At 69.9% G+C, this 25,312-nt stretch carries 23 protein-coding genes; 9 read left to right on the forward strand and 14 right to left on the reverse strand.

All coding sequences use genetic code 11. The annotated features are described in order from the left end of the window. Window positions 1-130: 130 nt before the first annotated feature. The 4 genes from HDC34_RS01885 to HDC34_RS01900 all read left to right on the forward strand — a co-directional run bounded on the left by HDC34_RS01885 (window position 131) and on the right by HDC34_RS01900 (window position 3,422). Window positions 131-1,249 carry a VIT1/CCC1 transporter family protein gene (locus tag HDC34_RS01885; protein ID WP_179555608.1) on the forward strand — a complete coding sequence of 373 codons (1,119 nt, stop codon included), beginning with the start codon at window positions 131-133 and terminating at the stop codon, window positions 1,247-1,249. Between the two features lie 5 nt (window positions 1,250-1,254). Then, complete coding sequence (locus HDC34_RS01890; RefSeq protein WP_179555609.1) at window positions 1,255-1,836, forward strand: NUDIX domain-containing protein; 582 nt, start codon at window positions 1,255-1,257, stop codon at window positions 1,834-1,836. Window positions 1,837-2,010: 174 nt separating this feature from the next. Beyond that, complete coding sequence (locus HDC34_RS01895; protein WP_179555610.1) at window positions 2,011-3,045, forward strand: hypothetical protein; 1,035 nt, start codon at window positions 2,011-2,013, stop codon at window positions 3,043-3,045. Window positions 3,046-3,071: 26 nt separating this feature from the next. After that, window positions 3,072-3,422: a GntR family transcriptional regulator gene (locus HDC34_RS01900; RefSeq protein ID WP_179555611.1), complete on the forward strand. Its 351-nt coding sequence runs from the start codon at window positions 3,072-3,074 to the stop codon at window positions 3,420-3,422. 10 nt (window positions 3,423-3,432) lie between these two features. Here HDC34_RS01900 and HDC34_RS01905 read toward each other — a convergent pair whose 3' ends face one another. The 3 genes from HDC34_RS01905 to HDC34_RS01915 are packed head-to-tail and all read right to left on the reverse strand — an operon-like array spanning window position 3,433 to window position 6,469. Continuing rightward, window positions 3,433-4,431: a DUF4333 domain-containing protein gene (locus tag HDC34_RS01905; protein WP_179555612.1), complete on the reverse strand. Its 999-nt coding sequence runs from the start codon at window positions 4,429-4,431 to the stop codon at window positions 3,433-3,435. A 50-nt stretch (window positions 4,432-4,481) separates the two neighbouring features. Next, window positions 4,482-5,387 carry a hypothetical protein gene (locus HDC34_RS01910; RefSeq protein WP_179555613.1) on the reverse strand — a complete coding sequence of 302 codons (906 nt, stop codon included), beginning with the start codon at window positions 5,385-5,387 and terminating at the stop codon, window positions 4,482-4,484. Next, window positions 5,387-6,469, reverse strand: a complete 1,083-nt coding sequence (locus tag HDC34_RS01915) for a serine protease (RefSeq protein WP_179555614.1) — start codon at window positions 6,467-6,469, stop codon at window positions 5,387-5,389. Before HDC34_RS01915 ends, HDC34_RS01910 begins: the two co-directional genes overlap by 1 nt. Window positions 6,470-6,635: 166 nt before the next feature. On the opposite strand from HDC34_RS01915, the gene HDC34_RS01920 reads away from it, so the two are divergent. Further along, entirely contained in the window at window positions 6,636-7,724 is a 1,089-nt protein-coding gene (locus tag HDC34_RS01920) for an LLM class flavin-dependent oxidoreductase (RefSeq protein ID WP_179555615.1), read from the forward strand. Window positions 7,725-7,727: 3 nt separating this feature from the next. Then, the gene (locus HDC34_RS01925) at window positions 7,728-9,395 is read left to right on the forward strand and encodes a methyltransferase (RefSeq protein ID WP_179555616.1); all 1,668 of its coding nucleotides are present in this window, start codon (window positions 7,728-7,730) and stop codon (window positions 9,393-9,395) included. A 38-nt stretch (window positions 9,396-9,433) separates the two neighbouring features. Here HDC34_RS01925 and HDC34_RS01930 read toward each other — a convergent pair whose 3' ends face one another. Beyond that, window positions 9,434-10,378, reverse strand: coding sequence for a 2-hydroxyacid dehydrogenase (locus HDC34_RS01930; RefSeq protein ID WP_308807230.1), 945 nt, complete (start codon window positions 10,376-10,378; stop codon window positions 9,434-9,436). 134 nt (window positions 10,379-10,512) lie between these two features. Here HDC34_RS01930 and HDC34_RS01935 point away from each other — a divergent pair, with 134 nt between their 5' ends. From HDC34_RS01935 to HDC34_RS01945, 3 genes are read left to right on the forward strand one after another with little or no spacing between them, the layout of a single operon-like run. Next, window positions 10,513-11,961, forward strand: a complete 1,449-nt coding sequence (locus HDC34_RS01935) for a GntP family permease (protein ID WP_179555617.1) — start codon at window positions 10,513-10,515, stop codon at window positions 11,959-11,961. A 41-nt stretch (window positions 11,962-12,002) separates the two neighbouring features. Continuing rightward, window positions 12,003-13,274: a CaiB/BaiF CoA-transferase family protein gene (locus tag HDC34_RS01940; RefSeq protein WP_179555618.1), complete on the forward strand. Its 1,272-nt coding sequence runs from the start codon at window positions 12,003-12,005 to the stop codon at window positions 13,272-13,274. Then, entirely contained in the window at window positions 13,271-14,209 is a 939-nt protein-coding gene (locus HDC34_RS01945; protein ID WP_179555619.1) for a hydroxymethylglutaryl-CoA lyase, read from the forward strand. The genes HDC34_RS01940 and HDC34_RS01945 overlap by 4 nt, the downstream gene beginning before the upstream one ends. Before the next feature lie 24 nt (window positions 14,210-14,233). On the opposite strand, the gene HDC34_RS01950 is transcribed toward HDC34_RS01945, so the two are convergent. The 10 genes from HDC34_RS01950 to HDC34_RS01995 all read right to left on the reverse strand — a co-directional run bounded on the left by HDC34_RS01950 (window position 14,234) and on the right by HDC34_RS01995 (window position 25,245). Continuing rightward, window positions 14,234-15,040, reverse strand: coding sequence for an IclR family transcriptional regulator (locus HDC34_RS01950; RefSeq protein WP_179555620.1), 807 nt, complete (start codon window positions 15,038-15,040; stop codon window positions 14,234-14,236). Window positions 15,041-15,049: 9 nt separating this feature from the next. After that, a complete protein-coding gene (locus HDC34_RS01955) occupies window positions 15,050-15,550 on the reverse strand; it encodes a hypothetical protein (RefSeq protein ID WP_257023055.1) in 501 nt (166 codons plus the stop codon). Window positions 15,551-15,751: 201 nt separating this feature from the next. Further along, window positions 15,752-16,762, reverse strand: coding sequence for a CPBP family intramembrane glutamic endopeptidase (locus HDC34_RS01960; RefSeq protein ID WP_308807231.1), 1,011 nt, complete (start codon window positions 16,760-16,762; stop codon window positions 15,752-15,754). A gap of 147 nt (window positions 16,763-16,909) precedes the next feature. Beyond that, window positions 16,910-17,953, reverse strand: a complete 1,044-nt coding sequence (locus HDC34_RS01965; RefSeq protein ID WP_179555622.1) for a hemolysin family protein — start codon at window positions 17,951-17,953, stop codon at window positions 16,910-16,912. Further along, the gene (locus HDC34_RS01970; RefSeq protein ID WP_179555623.1) at window positions 17,946-19,325 is read right to left on the reverse strand and encodes a hemolysin family protein; all 1,380 of its coding nucleotides are present in this window, start codon (window positions 19,323-19,325) and stop codon (window positions 17,946-17,948) included. Before HDC34_RS01970 ends, HDC34_RS01965 begins: the two co-directional genes overlap by 8 nt. Window positions 19,326-19,470: 145 nt before the next feature. After that, a complete protein-coding gene (locus HDC34_RS01975) occupies window positions 19,471-20,532 on the reverse strand; it encodes an aldo/keto reductase (RefSeq protein WP_179555624.1) in 1,062 nt (353 codons plus the stop codon). A gap of 78 nt (window positions 20,533-20,610) precedes the next feature. Next, window positions 20,611-21,171 (reverse strand): histidine phosphatase family protein, encoded by a 561-nt coding sequence (locus HDC34_RS01980; protein ID WP_179555625.1) that lies wholly within the window; start codon window positions 21,169-21,171, stop codon window positions 20,611-20,613. Next, the gene (locus tag HDC34_RS01985; RefSeq protein WP_151423752.1) at window positions 21,168-22,307 is read right to left on the reverse strand and encodes an ABC transporter ATP-binding protein; all 1,140 of its coding nucleotides are present in this window, start codon (window positions 22,305-22,307) and stop codon (window positions 21,168-21,170) included. Before HDC34_RS01985 ends, HDC34_RS01980 begins: the two co-directional genes overlap by 4 nt. After that, window positions 22,304-24,082: an iron ABC transporter permease gene (locus HDC34_RS01990; protein ID WP_208851840.1), complete on the reverse strand. Its 1,779-nt coding sequence runs from the start codon at window positions 24,080-24,082 to the stop codon at window positions 22,304-22,306. The genes HDC34_RS01985 and HDC34_RS01990 overlap by 4 nt, the downstream gene beginning before the upstream one ends. Further along, window positions 24,079-25,245, reverse strand: coding sequence for an ABC transporter substrate-binding protein (locus HDC34_RS01995; RefSeq protein WP_179555626.1), 1,167 nt, complete (start codon window positions 25,243-25,245; stop codon window positions 24,079-24,081). The genes HDC34_RS01990 and HDC34_RS01995 overlap by 4 nt, the downstream gene beginning before the upstream one ends. Between the last annotated feature and the right edge of the window lie 67 nt (window positions 25,246-25,312).

The raw sequence follows: 25,312 nt of genomic DNA on the forward strand, positions 1-25,312 counted from the left end.
CGCTCAGGTGCGCCGAACATCTCCGCGAGGTTGCGGAAACCAGGAGGCGCGCGCGTAGCGTTGGCTGAACGTTGCCAACGATGCCCGTGCTCCACAGGGCTCGAGGCATCCGCACGAAGGATGCACGGCCATGCCACAGACACCACCGCCAGTCCCGGGGACCGGGGATCTCACGCGGGAACCCACCTCGGCGGACATCCGCCGCTGGCGCCGCTACCTCGCCGACGAACGCGCCGAGGGTTCCGTCTACCGGGACCTCGCCGCGAAACGCGAAGGTGAGGAGAGGGAGATCCTCCTCGGCCTCGCGAACGCCGAAGTGCGCCACGAGGAGCACTGGCTGCGGCTGCTCGGCCCTGCCGGCGACGGCGGCGTCCGCGCCCACCTCGGCACGCGCCTCTTCGGGTGGTTCGCTCGCCGCTTCGGCTCCCTGTTCGTGCTTGCCCTCATCCAGCGGGCCGAGTCGAGGTCCCCGTACGAGCGGGAAGCGGATGCGACGCCGGAGATGGCCGCCGACGAGCGCATCCACGAGGAGGTCGTGCGCGGGCTCGCGATGCGCAGCCGGTCCCGCATGTCTGGCATGTTCAGGGCTGCCGTGTTCGGAGCGAACGACGGCCTGGTCTCGAACCTGGCCCTGGTGCTCGGCATCGGCGCGACCGGCGCCCCGACCGTCATCATCCTCGCGACCGGCCTCTCCGGGCTGCTCGCCGGCGCCCTCTCCATGGCCGCCGGAGAGTACGTGTCGGTGCGGTCGCAGCGCGAACTGCTGCAGGCATCCACGCCCAGCCCTGACACGCCGCAGACCATTCAGCGTCTCGACGTCAACGCGAACGAGCTGGAGCTCGTGTACCGGGCGCGGGGCATGGACGAGGCCGAGGCGCGCAGGTACGCGCATCGCGTGTTCGCGCTGCAGGGAGCCGACCCCGCCTCGGGCCCCATCGCCCTGCAGGCAGCCGATGAGGAGCACGAAGAGCTCGGCACCGCGTGGACAGCGGCGCTCTCGAGCTTCGGCTTCTTCGCCGCCGGCGCACTCCTGCCGGTGCTGCCCTACATCTTCGGCATGAGCGGGCTGACGGCCGTCATCGTCTCCGCGATCGTCGTCGGCGTCGCGCTGCTCACGACCGGCGCCATCGTCGGCGTGCTCTCGGGCGGCCCGCCGTGGCGCCGCGCGGGTCGCCAGCTGCTCATCGGCTACGGAGCGGCCGCCGTCACCTACGTGCTGGGCCTCATCTTCGGTGTTGCGGTTGGATAGGCCCCATGCCGATTCCTGAATTCGTCGCCGACCTGCGTGCCAAGATCGGGCCGGAGCATCCGCTCTGGCTTGCCGGTTCGACCGCCGTCATCATCCGCCCGCGTGCACGCGCGGGTGACCTGTCGCCGGTCGAAGGATCTCGGCCGGCTGGCGAGGCTGTGCCCGCCGACGAGGAGGTGCTGCTGGTTCGCCGCTCCGACAACGGGGTGTGGAGTCCCGTGACGGGCATCGTCGACCCCGGTGAGCATCCCGCGACAGCCGCCGTGCGGGAGAGCCTCGAGGAGGCGATGGTCGAGGTGCGCGTCGACCGGCTCGTGCGGTTGAGCGTCTCGCCGAAGATCGTCCACGCGACGGGCGACCGGGCGCAGTACTGCGACCTCGTCTTCCGGTGCACGTGGGTCTCCGGCGAGGCTGCCGTCGGTGACGACGAGTCGGTGGACGTCGCCTGGTTCCCGGTGGATGCGCTCCCCGCCATGCCGGAGCACCTCGCGTCGCGCGTCGCGGTCGCGGTGGCCGACCGCCCCGAGTGCGAGCTGCTCGTCGATGGCGTCGCGCTGCCGATCGTCGGGCCGAACGGGAACGCGTAGCGCTGCGCAAGTCCTGTCCAGCTTCAGTGCAATATCTCGTCTTGGAGGCTCTAGCGGGACTATCAGGGCCAATTTCGCACTGATGTTGGACATGCGTTGCGCACAGTCGGGTTTTGTTCTACATTAACGACACGTAATTCGTTACGTTTGAGTGGAACAAACGAGGGGGGCAATATGCCAGCATGGCTACACGTCGCGATTTCGGATCCTTGGTCCGTCCTCTACGCGCACGGTTGGGTTGCATCCGTCGTCGCCGCACTGGCCATCTTGGCGATGCGAGTGCGAGCGGTGGGGCGCGACAGCAACGTCGATGCGGTGTCGATGAGGGACCGGATCGTGTTTCTCATGCTGGCGATCGGCGCGGTCCTCGTGTTCCTGGCTCAGGAACTGGTTCGCGACCTGGCAGCGACGTTGTTCGTGAATCCTGATTGGACGACGAACTTCATCTGGTGGCGATACGTCGGACCACCCGCTGCTCTGCTCGTGCCTCTCATCAGTGCTGCAGTGGTGCTGAGGCGAGCCCGGCGCGATGTCGAGGTGCGAGTTCCTCCGAGCGCGGCCCGAGACTGGTCGACCTTCAGCAGCCGGAGCGCGCTGTGGTGCGCGTCGGTGGCACTTGGCTCGCTCGCGAGCGTCTCCATCCTTGCGGGGATGCAATCTTCGCAGGCCGCTGACGGGGCCTTCCGTCTCTTGCGGACCAGAGGTTACGAGATCTACGGCGACAGTCGAGCGCTGCAGGAAGAGGGGATGGATTACTTCGGCTGGTCGTACAGTGCGCCCGTGCTCGTGATCTCGGGACTGCTTGTCATCGCAGTCTGGGTCGTGCTGCGCGAAAACGCGTTGCGTCCGTATCGCCGCCCTGAGACCGCTGCGAGTGAGTCCCGAGTGCGTTCCTCTCTTGCATCCTCGATCACCATGCTGCTCACCGGATCTGTACTCCTGACGACTGCGATCGCTCTTCGCGATATCGGCAATGCCGGGCTGCCTTGGGGCTTCATGAGCACAGAGAGCATCGACTCACTCCCTATCGGCGGGGAATTCGAAGCGCTGAGCCGCGTCTTGCTTGCTCTGGCGGCGCTGATGCGCCCGATTGGGCTGACGTTCGTTCTGATCGGAGGCACGATCGGGTGGCTTCCGTCGCTGATCGCCCGTCGAGGGCTGCCTGCCTCCCGCGGTACGGCTCAGCCAGTCACCGAGGTTGGTCAGTGACTGGGCGCGCGGATGCGCATGACTCAATGAGGTCTCCGTCGACCGACGGCATCCGTTCAGCTGAGCAGATCTACCAGTACTTCAAAGGGCTCATCGTCTCGGGCCTCTTGGGTGCTGGAGACAAGCTGCCGACGGTGCGGCAGACAGTGATCGATCTCGACGTCGCCCTTGGGACAGCCGCGAAAGCGTACAAAATGCTCGAACAGGAAGGGCTCGTCGTCTCGCGCGGGCGGGCCGGAACGCGGGTCGCCGAGTCAGGCGCCCTGCTCCCGGGGGACGTCGCCGCGCAGGTTCGGGCGACTGTGGCGAGCGCGAAGCGGCACGGCGTTCCGCGCGAGGACGTCGCCAGCGCGTTTCGCGCGTACTGGGACGCCTGACCGGCGGCGGTTACTCGGGCGCGCCAACGACGACCTGGCCGTCGGCGGAGGAAACGGTGACGGTCACCGACTGGTCCTGCTCCGCGTAGGTGAACGTGCACTGGAACTCGGAACCCTGGTCGGCCTTCACCTGCTCCGGGCAGTTGACATCGCTGACTTCCACGAGCCCGAAGTCGTCCTGCAGCACGCGAGTCACCTCCGCCTGCAACGGCTCCGCCGCAAGAACACTGCCGTTGCTCTCCCCGATGAAATAGCCGCCGAGACCCGCGATGAGCGCCGCCGCCGGGATCGCGAGGATGAGCAGCAGTCGTGAGTTGCGGCGCGGCTTGCCGTTCGGAGTGGGGCCGGCCGCAGCGAAGCCGGAACCGGGGGCCCCTGGCGTCGGGTAACCCGTCGGCTGCTGATAGCCAAAGCCCTGAGCCGGAGGAATCCCGGCTGACGGAGCTCCGTTCGAGGAGCCGTATCCACCGCCAGGAACGCCGTACCCCGTGTTCGGTGTGGCGTAGCCGGAGCTCGTCGCCGACGGTGCGCCGTAGCCGGAGTTAGTCGCCGAGGGTACGCCGTAGCCCGAGTTCTCGCCGTAGCCGGTCCCGGAGCCCGCGCCGGTCGCAGTTCCCGTGCCCGCGCCGCCGGGAGGCATGGCCGAAGCGGCCGAGTACCCGGGCTGCGGATACTGCTGACCTGGCTGTGAGTACTGCTGGTCGGGCCGGCCCTGCTCGTTGCCCCGGCCCGGCCCCGCAGTGCTGGTCGCGCCGTGCTGGCCGTGCTGTCCGGAACCGTACGAGCCGTGCTGATTCTGTTGCGGCTGCTGCCCGTACTGGCCCTGCTGTGGGGTCTGGGGGTTGGGCGCCCCGTGCCCGGTTGCAGCGTCCTGCCCGTTCGGCCGACCCTGCCCAGGGTCTTGGGTGCGAGGGCCCTCTTGGGTGCGAGGGTCCTGCTGGTTCCGCGGGTCGCCTGGGTTGCGCGGATCGTACGGCCGCTGCGGGCCGCCCTGCGGTGGGAAGGTCATCGTGCTGCCTCCAGCTTGCTTGCTGCTGCGTTCATGAGCCCGGCCAACCCCTAGCCGGTCCTTGCGTTTCCGATGGCATCCCAGAAGGCACTGGCCTGGTCTGCGGTGACGTTCGTCACGTACTGCGGCGCGAGCGACGCCGGGTCGTCCGGCAGATCGTCGGCAGTCGGCGTTCCCGTGATCTCGAAGCCGAACTGCACCTCCACGTCGAGGGAGGCCGCGTCCATCGTGCCGTTGACCTCGATCTTCTGGATGATGCCGTCGGTGCCCACCCACACGTGCAGGGGGAGGAGCGTGCCGAGCTCGTCGTCGCTCAACTGCGAGCGCAGGTCGTCGCCCAGCGTGTACAGCCCCGCCGCTTCCAGGGAGTCGAAGGTGACCGCGGACGTGAAGTGCTTGCTGCCGTCAGCGGAGACCTCGAGCTTCTCGGGCAGCTCCTCGCCGTTGCTCTCCTTCGAGAGCTGCCACGCCTCGACGAGATTGCACATGAAGATGACGGTGCCGAGGATGCACGTGCGCTGAGGGTCGTTCGCCCGGTCGAGGTCGCCCATCGGCAGCCGAGCCCACGGCGTCGCCACGACCGTCGTGTAGGCGCTGCCGAAGAGGTAGTACGTGAACCCGCTGCCGGCCATGTGGACCTCGTCGATCGAGGTTCCCGGCTCGGCCGTCGATTCCTTCGTGACGTAGGACGCGCCGACCACGGTCGTCTCGTGCTGCGTGCTGAGCGTCGCCCCCGTCGAGGCCTTGCCGTGCGTGTAGGCGGTCGCCGAGAAGTTCTCGACCCCGGCGAGACCCTCGACGAGCGAGTCGCCGAGCAGCTCAGCGCCCGTGTCGGCGTGGTACTCGAGTTTCGCCTCGTGGTTCGCGACCGCCGTGGGCGTCGTCGTCGCGCATCCCGTCAGCACCAGCCCGACGAGCAGCGCCGTCGCGCCCGCCACCAGCCGCTGCGTGCGCATCAGGACCCCCCGAGCTCGTCGTACAGCGAGAGTGCGGTCTGGCCGAGCACCGAACCCTCCCAGCGGAACGGGGGATTCGCGGACGAGAGGACGGTCGACGACGTCGCGGCGACGTAACCGGCGCCGACGACCTTGTCGTAGTAGACGAGCCAGGCCCCGCCGGATCCTCCCGGCGTCATGCTGCACATGTGCGTGTAGCCACCTGCCGAGCCTTCCTTCCACTGGCTGGAGGCGCACATGTACTCCTCCGACCCGTCGTAGGGGCTCGCGCTCGGGTAGCCGACCTGCGTGATCGCCTTGGCGGGCACGCCGAACGCGATGCCCTGGCCGCCCGTCACGTCCTGGATGCGTTGCCCGTCCTTCTCCTCCATGACCAGGAACGCGAAGTCGTTGTTCCATCCGTCGCCGTACACGCCCTGGTCGCCGTAGTTGGCGTTGTCGAGGAAGTGCTGCGGGATGCTGTAGTCGGTGGCCGCCCAGCGCCCGTACGGCTGCTCGGCGCCGTCGCCGCGGTCGCCGGGGATGAAGACGACGTTGGTCGCGACGGCCTTGTTGCTCTCGAAGTCGACGAGGCAGTGCGCCGCGGTGACGACGATGTTGCGCTCACCCGAGTTCACGACCGTCGCCGAGCAGACGGCGAGGCCGCTCGCGAACGACATGTAGAGGCGACCGAAGGTGGATGCGCCGAGCCCGGCCCGGTCGAACGGCACAGCCTCGGTGACGTCGCCGTAGCCGTTCGGCGACTCCGCTGCGGGCACCGCCGCCGTCGGAGCCACGAACGCGCCCGTCGCGGGGTCGCCGACGCCCACCGTGATGCCGTTGTCTGGAGAGGTGTAGTCGAAGCCCTCGGCGTTCTTGAACATGTCGGGGTCCGACCAGAAGTCGTGGGACTCCTGGGGCGACGACTCGAACGAGTCGCGCAGGCTGACCGTTCCCCCCTCAATGGGGGCGTCCACCGCGTCGTAGCCGTTGGCAGACGGGACGGCAGTTGCGCTCACGGAGCACCCCGCGAGCAACACGACCGCGGCAAGCGCGCCGATGCTCGCGAGCAGCGCCCGCGGTCGGCGACGATGTCGAATCATGGGGTCTCCTTCGGCACGCTGGGTATGCCGTCCTTGGTCATGCTACGCAGGGCCACCGACAGTCAGGCCGCGAACTGGCCGAAAACCCAGGTGACGGGGAGTTCTCCCCTGGAGGCTGCCGAAGCCATCCAGGAATAGCGGCGGGATGGCGCACGTTGCCCTTGCCATGCCAGGAACGACCAAGCTCTCCGTGCTCGACCTCATCCCGGTCTCCGAGGGGCAGACGAGCGCCGACGCGATCGCCGCATCACGTCGCCTCGTGCAGCGTGCCGACGAGCTGGGGTATCACCGGTACTGGGTCGCCGAGCACCACAACACGGAGCTCGTCGCCTCGACTACCCCTCCGGTGCTGCTGGCGGCCCTCGGAGCGGGGACCAGCCGAATCCGCCTCGGGTCGGGTGGCGTGATGCTGCCCAACCACGCCCCCTTCGTGGTCGCCGAGCAGTTCGCGGCCCTCGAGTCCGTCTACCCCGGGCGCATCGACCTCGGATTGGGGCGTGCCCCCGGCACCGACCCGTTCACGGCCGCCGCCCTGCGCCGCGATCTGTCGCGTGACCGCGTCGACGAGTTCCCGAACGACGTGCTCGAGCTGATGGGATTCCTCGGCGATGTGCGCGACGAGCACGATCGCGAGGTGCTCAACCGTCTCCGCGTGACGCCGGGCGCCGCCACCCACCCTGAGATCTGGCTGCTCGGCTCGAGCCTCTACGGGGCCGAGCTCGCCGCCGCCTTCGGTCTGCCGTACACCTTCGCCCACCACTTCGCGATGCACGCCGACCCTAAGGCCGCGGCAGACCACTACCGCGAGCATTTCGTGCCGTCTCCGGTGCTGGCAGAGCCGCACTTCATGGTGTCGGTCTCCGCGATCTCCGCCGACACCGTCGAGGAGGCCACTCGCCTCGCGCTCCCGAGCCGCGCCGCGATGCACCAGATCCGCTTCGGGAGGCCCACGCGGGTCCTCACCCCGGAAGGGGCCGCCGCGTACGCCGCGCGCATGCAGGACCGCTCGCTCTTCGACGCGACGACCGGCACGCAACTGGTCGGGACGCCCGAGATGGTGGCGGACGGCATCGATCGGCTCGTCGAGCGGACGGGTGCGGACGAAGTGCTCCTGGCCGCCACGACGCACGACGTCGAGGTGCGCATCCGCACCATCGAGGCGCTCGCCGAGCTCAGGGACCCCGCTGCCTGGGAGTCGCGCGACTCGGCTGGTCGGGCGTCGCGCGCGTGGGTCGGCGCGCATCCGCATAATTGACGGGTGACTTCCCACGCGCGCCATGCCAGCTCAGCCTCTTCTCGAGACGCCTTCACCTTCGACGACCCGAGCGACGCTCCCGACAGCACCGACGAGGCGCTCCTCCGCGCGCTCGCGGTGACGTTCGCCGAGGTCGGCTTCACGGTCGACGGCGTCGAGTCGCGCCTCGGCGCGGAGGCGGCGGATGCGCTGCACCGGGACCTGCTCGAGCCCGCCTCGTTCGCGCTGTCGCGTGAGCCAGACGACGCGCTCGCAGCGCTCATCCGCCTGTTCGTGCTCGCCGAGCCAGTGGAGGTGGGCGACGTGCCGGCCCTCGAAGAGCTGCTGGCGGCCCGGCTCGTCGAACGCCTGCCGCGTGTGGCGCCGGGGGATGCGAGCGGCGAGGAGCTCGCCGACGAGCTCGTGACCGCGCTTGTCGATGTGCGCCCGTACGCGAGCGAGGGTGTGAACGGCGACGTCGAGATGTGGGTCGCCTCCGACCTCGGTGGGGTGCAGCTCGGCCGCGACCAGCCGCTTCGCCGCGACCACGTCGTTGGCATCGGGCCGGCGACGACCCTGCTCGCGCAGCTCACCCCGCGCGAGCCGGTGGCCCGCGCGCTCGACCTCGGTGTCGGCATGGGGGTGCAGACGATGCACCTGCTCGCGCACACGCGCCACGTCGTGGCGACCGACATCTCCGAGCGCGCCCTCGCATTCGCGAAGTTCAACCTGCTGCTCAACGCCGCGGCCCTCGGCATCGCGCCAGGCGGCCTCGACGACCGCGTGAGCCTGCGCCTCGGCAACATGCTCGAGCCCGTCGCCGGCGAGCAGTTCGACCTGTTCGTCTCGAACCCGCCGTTTGTCATCACTCCCCGCCGCGAGGGTGAGGAGGGCAGCGACCAGTACACGTACCGCGATGGCGGCAAGCCTGGCGACAGCATCGTCGAGGGGCTCGTCCGCGAGCTCGGCACGGTGCTCGCGCCCGGTGGAGTCGCGTGCATGCTCGGCAACTGGGAGGTGCGCGAGGGCGACGCGAACTGGCACGCGCGCCTCGAGACGTGGCCGGCGAGCGACGTCGACCTGTGGGTCGTGCAGCGCGAGGACGCGACGCCCGTCGAGTACGCCGACATGTGGCTGAAGGACGCGGCCGAGAACGCCGAGCTGTCGAGCTGGCAGCACGCGTTCCGCCGCTACCTGCAGGACTTCGCGAGCCGCGACGTCGAGCGCATCGGCATGGGCATGTTCTTCCTCCGCCGCACGCACGAGGGGGCCGTCGGCGGTCCGCTTCGCCGCTTCGAGCACCTCACGCACGCCCTCGGGCACCCGCTCGCCGAGCACATCCGCGACGGCTTCGAGGCCATCACCTGGCTGCGCGGGCTCGACGACGCCGAGCTGTTCGACGAGCCGCTGGTGGTCGCGGGCGACGTCACCGAGGAGCGTCACTCGCGGCCGGGCGACGAGGACCCGAGCATCATCATGCTCCGCCAGGGCGCCGGGTTCCGCCGCACGATGTCGATGTCGACCGAGCTCACGGGTTTCGTGTCGGTGTGCGACGGCGAGCTGGTCGGCTCGCAGATCGTGACCGCCATCGCCTCGCTCGTCGACGTCGACGAAGAGGCGCTGCGGGAGAGCCTCGTCCCCGACGTGCGCGAGCTCGTCGCGCTCGGCTTCCTCGCGCCGCGCTGGCGGTAGGGGCGGAGCCGTCGCGGCGCTGGGCGGTCAGCTGCGCGTCATCTCGACGCCACGATGTTCTCGGGCGTCTCCCCGTTCAGGAGCGCACGGAGCTGCCGTTCGATGAGCGCGACCATTCGAGGGTGCATGGCCGAGGAGGCGCCCCCGACGTGCGGCGTGATGAGCACTCCCTCGAGCCCCCACAGCGGGTGCTCTGGGGGCAGCGGCTCCGGGTCGGTGACGTCGAGGGCGGCGCGGATGTGGCCGGTCTCGAGCGCGCGGACGAGCGCGTCCGTGTCGACGACCGGGCCCCGCGCGACGTTCACGAGCAGCGCGCCGGGTCGCATGGCCGCGAGGAAGGCGTCGTCGACGAGGTGCCTGGTCTCTTCCGTGAGGGGAACCGTGAGGATCACGACGTCGATCTCCGGCAGCAGGCCACGCAGGCTCGAGATGGGATGCACGAGGCGCGCTCCGCCCGGGCCGCCGGCGCGTGCGGTGCGCGCGAAGCGGAGCACTCGCGCCTCGAAGCCGTCGAGGCGCTTCTCGATGGCCTGACCGACGCCGCCGTAGCCCACGATGGCGACGGTGCGGTCGGCGAGGCTCTGACCGGGGAGCTGCTGCCACCGCCCGCCCTGGGCCGCGATCGAGTACTCCGGGAAGCGTCGCAGCGAGGCGAGCGCGAGGCCGAGCGCGAGCTCCGCCGTCGAGGCCTCGTGCACTGAGCGCGCGTTGGCGACCGTGTGCCCGGGCGGCAGGTGCGCGACGATGTCCTCGTAGCCGATGGTCTGCGCCTGGACGAGCTGGGTTGTCGTTGCCCCGAGGTTCGCAACGAGGCGGGGGTCCTGCTGGTAGGGGAGGACCACGAGCTCGATGTGCGCAGAGGGTGACGGCGTCGTCAGGTCCCAGGTGATGCACTCCACGCGGTCGGCGAGGTCGAGCTGCGCGATGTCCGCTGCGAGTGCCGGTGTCGGCACCGAGATGCTGACCCTCGGTTCCTGGATCACGATGTGGACTCTTGCTTACATAATGAGTTCATGCACATAATGTAAGCCAGACGCGGACCCAGGCCAAGCCCTCATCCGCTCCGCCTCGACCCGGCCGGGGCACCGCGCGAGACCAGAACCTCGATTGGACGACAATGACGTCAGAGATCATCACCATCATCCACACCGCGATCGCCATCCTCGGCGTCGTCGTGCTCATCACCCGCTTCCGCATGAATCCGGCGGTCGCGCTGGTCATCGGCTCCCTCTACCTCGGGCTCGCGACGGGGAACTCGCCGACCGACACGATCGGGACCATCACCGGCGGCTTCGGCGAGATCATGGCAGAGGTCGGCCTCCTCATCACCTTCGGCGTGCTGCTCGGCTCGATGCTCAGCGAGATGAACGCCATCCAGCGGCTCGTCTCGCACCTGCTGCGCATCTTCGGCCCCAAGGGGCTGCCGTATGCGATGGGGCTCACGATCGGCACCGTGCTCCAGTCGATCTTCCTCGACGTGCTCCTCGTCATCTCCGCGCCGCTGGCCCGCAAGATGGCGCCGCTCATCGGCAAGCACGGCACACCGCGCATCGCGACCGCCCTCGCCATCGGCCTCGAGTGCGGCATCGTCTTCATGGTGCCTGGCGTCGCCGCCCTCGCGCTCGCCGGCGTGCTCGGCGTGCCGCTCGGGCAGATGCTGCTCTTCGGGCTCATCGTGATCGTGCCGACCATCGTCATCTCGATCTTCATCATGACGCTGCTGTTCCGCATCGGCTTCTGGAAGGAGAAGCTCGACGAGACGCAGCCCGTCGAAGGGGAAGACGCGGCGGACGACAGCATCGACGGTTCCCCCGAGCCCGTCGGACCGCTCAAGACCGAGAACATCCCCGTCGGCGACCGACTCAGCAAGGTCGGCGGTGTGCCCCGCGGCGTCGCGGTCGCCGAGCGCACCACCACCTCCGAGCCCAAGCTGATCCTGCTCTTCTCCCCGCTGCTGCTCTGCCTGGCGCTCATCGCCACCGGCGCGATCCTGCAGATCGCCGGCATCGAGATCGACGCGCTGGTCCTCATCACCGACCCGGTCTTCGCCCTGCTCATCGCCGTGCTCGGCACGAGCGTCATCGGCAGGCTCACGGTCGGCGGCAAGGCGGTCGAGAAGTCGGTCGTCGCGGGCTTCCGAGAGAGCGGCCAGATCCTCATCCTCACGGGCGTCGGCGGCTCGCTCGCCGCGACGGTCGCAGCGACCGGGCTCGGCGACATCCTCGGGCAGGCGTTCGGCGCGCACAGCTTCGCGCCACTGCTCATCGTCTGGGCCATCGCCGCCGTGCTGCACGTCGCCGTCGGCTCGGTCACGATCTCCGCGATCACCGCGGCGGGCATCCTCGCTCCCATCGCCTCGGTGATCGGGCTCGACCCGATCCTCATCGCCCTCGCTGCCGGTGCCGGTTCCCTGTTCGCCGTGCACGTCACGAGCAACACGTTCTGGCTCCTCCAGTCGCTGCTCGGCCAGACGACACGAGGCACACTGAAGACGTGCACCGTCGGTGTCTCCGTCGCCTCGATCGTCGCGCTGCTGGTGACGCTTGTCCTCAGCATCTTCATCTGACCCGCACGCTCCGACCGATCACCAGTCCGGAAAGGACCGACATGCACACCAACGCCAAGATCGCCCCGCTCAAGGGAGTCCGCGTGCTCGAGCTCGGGAACTTCATCGCGGCCCCCACGGCAGGGCGGATGCTCGCCGACTTCGGCGCCGAGGTCATCAAGGTCGAACGCCCCGGAACGGGGGACGAGCTGCGCTCGTGGCGCCTGCACCCCGGTTCGACGACGTCGATGCTGTTCCACACCATCAACCGCAACAAGAAGTCGATCACGCTCGACCTCCGCACGGAGGAGGGGAGGGATGCGGTGCGCGCGCTCGCCGCCGACTGCGACGTCATCCTCGAGAACTTCCGGCCCGGCACGATCGAGCGGTGGGGCATCGGTCCCGACGTGCTCGACGAGATCAACCCCGGCATCGTCATCGGCCGTATCTCCGCGTTCGGGCAGACGGGCCCGCTCTCGAGCAGACCCGGGTTCGCGGCGGTCGCCGAGGCGATGGGCGGGTTCAGGAACCTCGTCGGCGACCCGGACCGCGCCCCGGTGCGTGTCGGCGTCTCCATCGGCGACTCCATCGCGGGCGTGTACGCCGCCTACGGCGTGATGATGGCGATGTTCCAGCGCGAGCAGCGCCGTGGTGCCGGCCTCGGGCCAGCTCCGCTCGAGGAGCGGGTCATCGACGTGGCCCTCAACGAGGCCATGTTCTCGATGATGGAGTCCCTCATCCCCGACTACCAGGCCCACGGCGTGGTCCGCGAGCGGGTCGGCGGGCGCATGGAGGGCATCGCCCCCACGAACGCCTACGTGTGCGCGGACGGGAAGAGCGTCGTGATCGCCGGCAACGCGGATGCGATCTTCGTGCGTTTCATGGGCATCATCGGCCGCGACGACCTCGCCGGCGACCCTGGGCTCGCGACGAACAACCTCCGCTGGGTGCGCCGCGACGAGCTCGATGCGGCGATCGGCGCGTGGACGGCGACGCTACCCGCCGACGAGGTCCTCGACATCCTCGACGACGCGGGCGTCCCATCCGGCCCCATCTACACTGCGGAGGACATCAGCGAGAGCCCGCAGTACGCGGCCCGCGACATGATCCAGAAGTTCGACGTGGCCGACGGCGAGCAGACGGTCGAGGGGGTCGGGTTCCCCGGCATCGTCCCGGTCCTCGGCGGCGCGTCCCTCCCCATCCGCACCCTCGCGCCCCAGCTGGGCCAGGACACCGAGGCGGTGCTCGCCGCCTACGCCAGCCTCGCGCCGCGGGAGCAGCTCGACGACAACAGGACCCAGCTCGACGACAACAGCAAGGTGGAGACACGATGAGCCAGAACCCGATCACCGCCGCGCGTCTGCGCGACGTCACGCTGCGGGACGGCCTGCAGCTCACCGGCAAGCTGCTGTCGACGGACCGCAAGGTCGCCCTCGCTCGCGAGCTCCTCGCCGCCGGCGTGCCAGAGCTCGAGATCGGCTCGATGGCGCGCGGCGACCTCGTCCCGCCCATGGCCAACACGCTCGACGTGATCGAGGCGCTCACGCCGGAGGAGCTCGAGCGCAGCTGGGTGTGGGTCGCGACCCCGCGGCACATCGAGAAGGCCGCGGCAGCCGGCGCGAAGAACTTCCAGTACTGCCTCTCCGTCTCCGACGCCCACAACCAGGCGAACATCGGCCGCACCACGGACACGAGCCTCGCCGCCATGCCGGACGCCGTCGCCCTCACCCGTGAGGCCGGCGGGCGCATCCAGCTGTGCCTCGCCACCTCCTTCACATGCCCGTTCGATGGGCAGGTCGACCCAGACCGGGTCATACAGATCGCCAACGATCCCCGCGCCGAGGGTGCTGCGGACATCGTGATCTGCGACACCCTCGGGCAGGCGCATCCCGGGCAGGTGTCGTCGCTCATCTCGCGGGTCGCGACCGAGACCCCGCAGCGCGAGATCGTCTTCCACGGGCACGACACGTGGGGTGCCGGCGTCACGAACTCGATCGCCGCGGTGCTCGCGGGGGCCAGCATCGTCGACGGGGCGCTGGGCGGCCTCGGCGGCTGCCCCTTCGCTCCGGGTGCCAGCGGCAACACGGCCACGGAGGACCTGCTCTTCGCGATGCGCCCCGAGTGGCTCACCCCGGCGGCGTTCGCCCAGATCGTCCGCGAGTCGGAGGCGCTGCTCGACGACCTCGGCGAGCCCAACCGTTCCAAGGCGAGGCAGGGCGCCCGTTCGAAGGCTCCCGCGTTCGAATGGGTCGTGCCGGCCTCGCTCTGACGGCTGCCAGCCGAGCGCCCGCTGTCAGCCGGTGGCGGGGGCGCGCCCGCCGATCAGGCGAGTCGCGCGTTCGGCCGTCTCGACGAGCATCGGGGCCCACTCCTCGAGCATGTGCGGCTTGATGCGCGCGGCGGGCCCGCTCACGCCCATGGCCATGCGCACCCGCCCGCTCGGCTCGAACACCGGGGCCGCAAGGCCGACGAGCCCGTCGATGCGCTCGTTGCGCGTGATCGCGAACCCGTCCCGTCGCGTCTGATCGAGCACCCCTCGCAGCTCGGCCGGGTCGGTGATGGTGCTCGCCGCGAGGTCCGGGATGGGGCGGGCGAGGACGCTCTCGCGCAGGTCATCGTTCCAGGCGAGAAGGACCCGTCCCGCGGAACCGACCGTGAGCGGCGCGACCTTGCCGACGTGCACATCCTGCTTCAGCTCGTGGCGGGTCTCGTCGACGGCGATGCAGACGCGGTAGTCGTCGTCCGCCCTGAACAGCGTCGCGCTTTCCCCGGTCGCCTGTCGCAGCTCGCGGAGCAATGGCGCGAGCAGGTCGATGGCCTTGATGCCTCGCACGGCAGGCGCCGACCAGTACGCCATCTTCAGCCCGATCCGGAAGCGATCGTCGTCGCGGTCGAGGAAGCCCTGCGCGACGAGGTTCGTGACGAGACGCTGCGTGGTCGAGGTCGGGAGCCCGGTCCTCGACCTGATCTCCGCGAGTGACAGCGACGGCGACTCGAGCGTGAAGCTATCGAGGATGTCCGTGATCTTGCCGAGCACGAGCAGCGGGGCGACCCCGGAGTTTCCGGTGGCGGGCGAGGCTGCGCTGCCGGGATCTGTCATAGGAGAAATCTAGAGCATCCGTCCCCGGCGGAACGGCTCGAGCAGTTCGCGACGGTCGCGCCACGCGCCGGTCGACCAGATCGCCAGCCCGATGAGCAGCACCTGGAACGGGAGGCGGATGAGCCGGGCCGCGTCGGTGTCGAGCCCGAACGCATCCGTCCCCGTAACGTACTGAGAGATGTTGCCGGGGAAGACGGCAACGAAGAACGCCGCGACGGTGAAGCCGACCGCGACCCGCCATCGCCAGGCCGCGATGAGCGCCAGCCCGAGCAGCACCTCGACGACACCGGATGCGAGCACCACGAAGTCCGCATCGAGCGGCAGCCAGGTCGGCACCTGCGCCCGGAACTCCTCGCGGGCGAAGCTCAGATGCGCGATGCCGGCAAACAGCAGGAACCCACCGAGGACGACGCGCGCGATCGTCCTCGGGAGCGAGGTGCGGGGTGTGCGGGGAGTGCGGGAACTGCTGGCGGCCGCCGGTGTGCGGTCAGCTGGCGTGGGGGTCTGCATCCGCCAAGTCTGCGCCCTCGCCCTGACCGAAGCGCCTTGGCCCCGGCCCCAGCGCCTGGCCCGGTGCGGCAACGGGGGCCCGGCGGCGGCGCCCTGCCCCCAGGCGCAAGAGTGAGCCAGAAGCAGGTTGATGAGCCAACGAGCATGCATCTTCCTCACTCTTGCCGCGGGTGAGGGGCGGGGGAGCGCCTGGACTGCAGGTCAGGCGTGAGGGATGCGCGGCGCGGGCGGCGCGGGAGTGGCCGGCGGCTGCGCGGCCTGCGCGGCGGGCCTCGGCGGCGAGAACTGTTTCGTCGCGAGCAGCACGCCGACGAAGATGGCCGGCACGATCCAGCCCGTCCAGCCGAGGATCGTCGCCTGCGTCGTGTCGATCCGCTCGCCGGCCGCCGCGAAGAGGAGGTACGAGCCGGCCGCGGCATTGAAGGCGCCGTGCGCGAGCGCCGCTGGCCACACCGACTCCGACCGGATGCGCAGCCAGGCGAAGACGGCCCCAACGAGCACGCACATGCCCGTCATCATGATGAGCGCGAGCCAGCCCGGCGCATCCACGTAGTTGTAGCCGAGCAGGATCAGCGGCGCGTGCCAGACGCCCCAGATGACCCCCGAGATGAGGAGCGCGGGAACGGTACCCAACCGGAGGAGCTTCGGAAGCAGCCAGCCGCGCCAGCCCAGCTCCTCGCCGAGGGCGGGGATCAGGTTGAGGAACGCCCCGAGCGGGATGCTCGCGAGCTGCAGCAGCACGAGCACGGCGACCGGGATGGGGAGCTCCAGATTGCCGACCCCCTCGGCTGCGAGCTGCTCGTCGAGCATCGCCTGGAAGCCGGAGAAGTTCACGAGGTCCATCGCGTAGACGCCGAACAGGGCGCCGATGGGCAGCGCGACGAACACGAGCGCCACCGGGACGACGACGGCGAGCGCAAGGTAGGCGATGAGCCGTCCGACGGGCTTCAGCGGCACGATCCCGAGCGCGCGCCATGGCCTCGCCGGACGCTCGATGGCGAAGACCGCGACGAGCGCCGCGATGGCTGGCGTCATCATCATGGCGATCGAGATGACCGGGAACCACGGGTTCGCGAGACCGTCGCCCAACCACAGGGGCAGGGTCACGAGCCACGGCAGGCCGAAGGCCAGAGCGAGGAAGACGCCGACCGAGAGCTTCTCCCGCCCGCTCGCAGTGGTGGTGGTCTGGGCGGTCTGTGGGGTGGGCTGCACCTCACCACCCTCTCGTTTCGCCATGTGCACTGTCAACGAGCGACGACAGGCAGGTGCCGGATGCGCCTACAGCTGCACCCGGAAACCAAGGATGCCCCCGCCCGTTTCCGGGCGGGGGCATCCTCGAGCTGGTCTCGACCGTGTCGGCTAGTTCGCAGCGGCGGTCGCGTTGACCTCGCCGACCAGCACCTCGAGGACGTCCTCGAGGAACAGGAGGCCGGTCACGTTGCCCTCGGAGTCGAGGGCCTTCGCGACGTGAGCCCCGCGGTCACGGAGCACCGCCATTGCGTCCTCGAGTTCCGCATCCCGCGACACGGAGACGAGGCTCCGCAGTCGCTTCTGCGGGATCGGGGCCGTGAACACGTCCGGGGCCATGAGGTCCATGACGTCCTTCATGTGGATGTAGCTCGTCGGCTCACCGCGCTCGTCGGTGACGACGTAGCGCGAGAAGCCGTGCTCGGCGACGGCCTTCTGCACGTCGATGGGGCGCGCGCCCGCAGGCAGGAGCACCATCTCGGCGATCGGCACATCCACGTCGCTGACCCGCTTCTCGGTGAACTCGAACGCGCCCGCGAGCGTGCCGGACGTGTCGTTCAGTGTTCCCTCGCGGGTCGACTGCTCGACGATTCCGGCCACTTCCTCGAGCGTGTACGTGCTCGTCGCCTCGTCTTTCGGCTCGACCTTGAAGAGGCGCAGCACGCCGTTCGCGATCGTGTTGAGGCTCCAGATGATCGGGTTGAAGATCTTGGAGACGACGACGAGGGGCGGGGCGAGCAGGAGGGAGGCGCGGTCCGGCACCGAGAACGCGAGGTTCTTGGGGATCATCTCGCCGAACACGACGTGCAGGAACGTGACGAGCACGAGCGCCACCGCGAACGCGATCACGCTGATGAGCTCGGCCGACAGTGCGGTGAGCCCGAGCGGGATCTCGAGGAGGTGGTGGATGGCCGGCTCGGAGACGTTCAGGATGAGCAGCGAGCAGACGGTGATGCCGAGCTGGCTGGTCGCCAGCATGAGCGTTGCGTGCTCCATCGCCCAGAGGGTCGTCTTGGCGGCGCGGCTGCCCCGCTCAGCAAGGGGCTCGATCTGCGACCGCTTCGCGGAGATGACCGCGAACTCGGCGCCGACGAAGAAGGCGTTGCCGATGAGGAGGACGAACAGCCACAGGATTCCTGGCAGGTACTCACTCATTGGTCATCGCCTCCTTGACTCGCTCGTGCGCTCTGTCGTGAGCGAGCTCCTGATTGCTCATGAGGCTCTGGTCTCCGTCTGGCTCGTTCGGCAGGTAGCGGACCCGCACGATGCGGGTGCCGTCGATGCGCTCGACGCGCAGGGTGCCGGCCTCGATCTCGACCTCATCGCCCAGTTCGGGAAGGCGCTCGAGGGTGTCGGTGATGAAGCCGCCGACGGTGTCGTAGTCGCCGTCCTCCGGAACTTCGATCGCGAGGCGGTCGAGCACCTCGTCGGGACGCCAGGAGGCGTCGAACGTGACCGAGCGGCCGCGCCGGATGAACCCGGTCTGGTGCCGGTCGTGTTCGTCTTCGAGTTCGCCGACGATCTCCTCGACGAGGTCCTCGAGGGTGACGATGCCTGCGGTGCCGCCGTGTTCATCCACGACGACGGCGACTTGGTGTCGCTCGGCGCGCAGCAGGGTCAGCAGGGCGGAGGCGCCCATCGACTCCGGCACGCGCAGCGCCTCGGTCTGCAGCTGGCCGGCCGTGACCTCATCGTGTGTCTCGACGGGCACCGCGAACGCCTGCTTCGCGTGCACGAAGCCCGTGATGTTGTCGGGCGTCCCGTCTACGACGGGGAACCGAGAGAACCCGGTCTCGATGGCGAGGGCGATGATCGCCTGCGCCGTGTCGTCGACTTCGACGCTCGCCATGCGCACGCGAGGTGTCATGACGTCGGACGCGTCGTGCTCGGAGAACTTGAGGGTGCGTCGCAGCAGTGCTGCGTCGTCTTCCTCGAGGAGCCCGGAGAGCGCGGAGTGCCGGATGAGGTAGGAGAGCTCGTCGGCGCTTCTGGCACCGGAGAGCTCCTCCTTGGGCTCGATGCCCATGGAGCGGATGATGGCGTTCGCCGTGTTGTTCAGGAGCAGGATCACGGGCTTGAACACCGTCGTGAAGAGCGCCTGGAACGGGATGACGACCTTCGCTGTCGCCCGTGGGAGGGCGAGCGCGAAGTTCTTGGGGACGAGCTCGCCGATGATCATCGAGAACAGCGTTGCGAGGACGATGCCGACGATGGCTCCGACGACGGGCACGAGGCCCTCGGCCACCCCGAGGCCCTCGAGGGGCTCTGCGAGGAGGGAGCTGACGGCCGGCTCGAACGTGTATCCCGTGAGCAGGGTCGTGAGCGTGATTCCGAGCTGCGCGCTGGAGAGGTGTGTCGACGTGATCTTCAGGGCCTTGATGGTTGGCCCGAGTCGTTTCTCTCCGCGGCTCTGCCGGTTTTCGAGATCGTTTCGGTCGAGGTTGACGAGCGCGAATTCACTCGCGACGAACAACCCGGTTCCTACTGTGAGAACGAGGCCGATGCCGAGCATCACCCATTCGTTCATGCGTGGTGCCTCCAGACTGTGGCGGCCGAAGATGCGGCCGGAACGTCAAGAGGCTTGGGACTATGACTGGGAGGGTCTTCCATGAGGGGAGATTCTAGTTGCACTTCGTTTGCCTGCAACTCGGAAAGCTGGGGATAAGCCCGGATCAGGATGCCGCGAGCGCCGCCTCTTCGCGGCCCTGGGACGTCCAGGCGGGATCTGCCGAGCGGTTCCCGACGACGCGCTCGGCGATCGAGTCGAGTCGGAGCAGCTGCTCGCCGGCCAGGTCGAGGCCGATGGCCCGCAGGTTCTCGTCGATGCGCTCGGGGCTGCGGGTTCCCGGGATCGGGGAGACCCGTACCCCGAACTCCGCCGACTTCGCGGAGACCCAGGCGAGGGCGACCTCAGCGACGGAGACATGGCGGTCGTGCTGCTCGGTGAGCTGCTGCGCGACGGCCGCGACCTCGCCGGCGAGGGCGCGGTTCACCGGCAGGTTCTCTGCGAAGAAGCGGGGGAAGTTGGCGCGCACGTTGGGGGCGACGGCGTCGAGCTCGGCCCACGAGTCGGTGAGCAGGCCGCGGCTGACGGGGGAGTAGGGCACGAAGCCGGCGCCGACCTCGCGGATGGCGGGGATGACGTGGTGCTCGAGATCGCGGCTGAAGATGCTGTACTCGCTCTGGACGGCGGCGATGGGGTGCACGGCGGCGGCGCGGATGATCTCGGCCCCCGTCGGCTCGCTCAGGCCGATGTGCCGCACCTTGCCCTCGGCGACGAGCTCGGCGACGAAGCCGACCGTGTCCTCGATGGGCACGTTGGGGTCGACTCGGTGCTGGTAGTAGAGGTCGATGTAGTCGGTGCCGAGGCGCTTGAGGGAGAGCTCGACCTGCTCGCGGACGTGCTCGCGGTCGCCGCGCACGCCGCGCTTTCCGACGCCGTCGCCCTTCGTGATGCCGAACTTCGTGGCGAGCTGGATGCGCTCGCGCTGCCCCGGGAAGATCTTGGCGATGGTGCGCTCGCTGCGGCCGTCGCCGTAGATGTTGGCCGTGTCGATGAACGTGATGCCCGCATCTACCGCGTGCTGCAGCGTGCGCAGGGCCTGCTCGTCGTCGATGGGACCGTACGCGTCGCTGAGGCTCATGGCGCCGTACCCCTGCACGGTCGTCACGAGGCCATCGCCGAGGAGGGTCGTGGGGAGCTGCGCTGCGGTGCCGTTCGTCTCGTGCGTCATGGCATCAAGTGTCGTCCGCACCACCGACATTCCGCCAGCGGGCCTGGCCTTGGGAGTAACAGTTGCCGGGCAACGTGGCTAGCGGGCCACGTTGAACGTGACGAGCCGCGCCGCGCCCTCCGGTTGGACATCGATCGCCGTGAGACTCGGCGCGGCGACCGGCTCGATGACATCGGCCGTGAGCCCCACGTAGCGCGCCAGCACGGCCCGGATCGTGCCCCCATGGGTGACGACGAGCACGGGGCCGGGGCGTCGGGCCGCATCGTTGACGGCACCCTCGACGCGAGCACGCAGGACGGGCGACGGCTCCCCGCCTGGCGGCACGAGCCGCCCAGCACGCCACTCGGCGTAGTCGGGGCCGATCTCCGCAGGAAGGCGGCCCTCCCACTCGCCGAGCGTCGCCTCCGCCCAGCGCTCGTCGACGACCTGCTCGAGGTCGCTGAGCGCCGCGGCCGTCGAACGCGCCCGCAGCAGCGGGGAGGTGACGACGGTGGCAGGCGCCCACGCGTCGATGGCGGCGCGCAGCGCGAGCGCGTCGGCTCGCCCCTTCTCGTTGAGGTCGATGTCGGTGCGGCCCTGCAGGCGGCGCTCCGCAGTCCACGGCGTCGAGCCGTGGCGCACGAGCAGCAGCGCGGTCATCGGGTCGCCTCCACGAGGGGTGCGGCGGATGCGGGTCCGACCGTGGTTGCCGACGCTTGCCCGACCGCGGCCCCGCCCGAGTCGAGGCGCGCCCCGTCGGCCGCGAAGATGGCGTCGGGGCGCTCCGGCGGCTGCAGCCGCGTGGCCTCGCCCGGCAGGTGCGCGCGGTCGGTGACGATCGACAGGCGGTGCGTCCCGGCGAGGCCCGTCGTGATCCAGCGGCCGGCGACCGGGGTCGACTCGAGCACCTCGAATTCGAGGAGCCCCTCCGGCCCGACCGAGAGCGAGTCCGGCGCGTACATCGCATCGAGCTGCGTCCCGTCCGGGACGCCTGGCACGTTGGCGAGGGGAACCACGCCGCAGAAGAGGCGCCCGCGGCCGACCTCGCCCCGCAGCAGCACCTTCGCCGGGCTGCCCAGGAATGAGGCGACGAACGCGGTCGCCGGCCGGTCGAGCAGTTCGGCTGGCGTCCCGAACTGCTCCACGGCGCCGTCGCGCATGACGGCGATGTGGGTCGCCATGGCGAGCGCCTCCACCTGGTCGTGCGTGACGTAGACGCTCGTCGCGCCGCTGAGGCGGTGCACCTTCACGAGCTCGGCGCGCGTGTCGAGCCGCAGGCGGGCATCCAGGTTCGAGAGGGGCTCGTCGAAGAGCAGCACGCCCGGCTTCGGGGCGACGGTGCGGGCGATGGCGACCCGCTGCTGCTGGCCGCCCGAGAGCTCGGCCGGGAAGCGATCCGCGAGCCCGTCGAGCTCGAGCATGGCGAGCACCTCGGCGACCCGCGCATCCCGGTCTGCCGCACCCCAGCCGGCGACCTTGAGTGGCCAGCCGATGTTGTCGCGCACCCGCATGTGCGGCCAGAGGGCGTAGCTCTGGAACACCATGCCGAGGCCGCGCTTGCTCGCCGGAACCGAGGCGCCCGTGTCGCCGTCGGCGACGATCCGATCGCCGAAGCGGATGCGCCCGGCCGTCGGCTCCTCGAGCCCCGCCAGCATGCGCAAGGTCGTGGTCTTCCCGCACCCGGAGGGGCCGAGGAGCACGACGAAGGCGCCGTCGGGGATCTGGAGGTCGACGTCGTGGACGGCGCTCTGGCGGCCGAACGACTTTGAGAGGCGGTCGAGGGTGATGGCGGTCACGTGGTGCTCCCGGAGCTTCGAGCGCCCTGCAGTCTGCGGGCGAGGAGGGTGGCGGCCACCGAGATGGCGGCGATGATGAGGGTGATGGCGTTGGCGTGCTGGGTGAACCCCTCGGACGCGTATCGGAAGGTCATGGTCGACAGCAGCGGAGTGGCCGGCGTGACGAGCAGCACGACAAGCGACAGGTCGCGCACCATGGTCACGAAGACGAGCACGCCGCCGCCCACGACTCCTCTGGCAGAGAGGGGCAGCAGGATGCGCGCCAGGCGGCGCGGCCCGCGGGCCCCGGCGACCGTCGCGGCCTCCTCGAGCTCGCTCGAGACCTGGCCGAGCGCCGCTCGCGAGGTCTGGAACGCGAACGGGACGCTCGCCGCGATGCCGGCGAGGATCAGGATCCAGAAGGTGCCGTAGAGCGAGGGGAGCGGGCCGATCGGCGTGCCGAACTGCGCGATGAACGCGGCCCCGAAGGCGACGCCCGGGATGAGGAACGGCACGTAGGAGAGGAACGAGATGGTGCCGGAGGTGGCGCGCGCTCGCGGGAGGCGACGCAGCACGTAGGCGCCGAGCACGCCGAGCACGATGGCCCCGGCGGCGACGGAAGCCCCGAGCGCGAGGGTGCCGCCGAGCGCGTTGATGACCGTCGGGTCGGTGAGGATGCCCCGCACGCCCTGGGCGATGCCGGGGTCGGACTCACCCGTCCAGAAGTGCAGCGTGAACCCCCCGTCGACGCGTCCGGTTCGCCGCAGGACGGTGCTGACGGCGAGCACGATGCCGGGGATGATCGCCGTGACGAGCACGAGTGCGGAGGCGACGACGAGCAGTGGGATGCGCCAGACCCCGGTGCGCACCGAGCGCGCGCGTGTGGCTTTGCCGGTGAGCGTCGCGAATGAGCCGCGCCCCGTGGCCCTGGTGCCGAGGTAGAGCACGGCGGCCGCGACCACGACGAGCAGGATCGAGAGCACGTAGCCGCGCTCGACGTCGCCCGTGGAGATGGAGCCGTAGAGCCGGGTGCTCAGGGTCTGGAAGCGGACGGGCAGACCGAGCAGGGCCGGGACGGCGAAGTTGCTGACGCCCTCTGCGAAGGCGAGGAGGAACCCGGAGAGCAGGGCGGGGGCGACGGCCGGCAGCGTCACGCGAAGCGCGATGCGCAGCCGAGAGGCCCCCGTCAGCTCGGCGGCCGCGAGCAGGTCCCCACCGACGTTCGCGAGGGCCGCGGCGACGACGAGGAAGGAGAGGGAGAAGTAGTGCGCGACGAGGGTGAGCGTGATGGGCACGGCGCCCCAGGCCAGCACATCCGGAACCGCGATGCCGAACGACTGGAGCAGCCCGGGGGAGCCGCCGATGCGGTCGTTGCGGAAGACGGTCTCCCAGGCGAGTGCGATGGCGAAGCTCGGCAGTGCGAACGGCACGGCGGCGAGCGCGCCGATGACCTTGCGGCCCGGCACGTCGCTCATGACCACGACCCAGGCGAGGAAGGCGCCGATGATGGTCGAGAGGACTCCGGTGCCGAGCCCGACGAGCAGTGAGTTCCCGAGGGGCTGCCAGAAGAGGTTCGAGGCGATGCGACCGACGAATACGTCGCCCCAGGCGCCCGCACCGCGTTCGCCGACGGTGGCGGCGACGAGGCCGCCGAGGGGCAGCGCGACGAGGATGACGAGGATGGTGATGACGACCGCCGCGAGCACGCCGATGCGGCCTCGCGATGCGACCGTCCGCGAGCCGCGACCCCGCACCGGGGCGGAGTCGCGGCTGACGGACCGGGTGAGGAGCGTCACTGGATGCTGAGGAGGAAGTCGGCGATCTCGTCGCGACGCTCTGCGGAGGACTCCGGGTCGATGCGCCAGGCGCCGAGCTCGTCGAGCGAGACGGCGTCGGCGGGAGCGACGACGTCGCCGCGCGTCGGGTAGTCACCGGCGACGTAGAACGGTTCGAAGCCTGCTCCGCCCGTCTCGCTGTCGTCGCCCATCATGTAGTCGATGAGAAGTCGCGCGGCCGCCGGGTTCTCGGCGCCCGCGGTGACACCGAGCATCGCGGGGAAGGCGATGCCGGGCGACGGGGCGACGGCGGCCGCGACCTGCAGCGCCCATCCCTCGTCCTCGTTGTCGCGGCGGTCGGAGTACGACGTGAAGCCGACGGGCGGGCTCGCCTGGCCGGTAGCGCCGACTGCCGCGTTGACCGTGTCGGTGTCGTCGACGAGCACGACGTCGTTCGCGTAGAGGTCGGAGATGAACTGGAGACCTGCATCCTCGACGCCTTCATCGAGCGCGATGGGGGTGCCGAAGTGCTCCTCGTAGGCGCTTGACATCTCGTCGGACCGCAGCGACATCTCGGTGACGAGGTCGAGGTAGTCGCCGCGCACGTTGGGGTCGACCATGACGACCTTGCCGGCCCAGGCTGGCTCGGTCAGCTCCCACAGGTTGTCGACCGGGGCGCCGTCCGGATGCGCCTCCTCGTTGTACATGAGCACCTTCGTCGAGAGGCGGTTCGCGACGAGGGGCGTCTGGAATTCCTCGGGGAGCGATTCGGCGACGCGCGGCGGCACGTATGGCGTGAGCACGCCGTCGGCGAGCAGCTGGGTGACGACGACCGGGGCGTCGCTCACGTAGGCGACATCGGCGGTCGTGCTGCCAGCCGTGTGCTCGCTCGCGAGGCGCTGGATGAGCTCGGTCGACGAGAGGTCGCTCGCGACGACGTCGATGCCGGGGTAGGCGGCCTCGAAGCTCTCCTGGATGCTCGCGATGCGGCTCGTGAAGGCGTACACGGAGACGGTGCCCTCCTCCTCGGCCATGGCGACGAGCTCGTCGTGGCTCAGTGACTCCCAGTCGACGGCGGCCGCCGTGTCGTCGCCGGTGGCGGGGGAGGTGGAGCACCCGGCGAGGAGCGCGAGGGCGGCGAGCGCCGCGGCGGACGTCACGAGTGGGCGGGTGGGAATGCGCATGGGGGATCCTTCTAGGTCTGTTGGGGTGCAGATCGGAGAAGCCGGCAGGGCGGCGGTGGAGCAGGTC

Origin of the sequence: Pseudoclavibacter sp. JAI123, assembly GCF_013409665.1 — a bacterium.
Classification (GTDB): domain Bacteria; phylum Actinomycetota; class Actinomycetes; order Actinomycetales; family Microbacteriaceae; genus Pseudoclavibacter.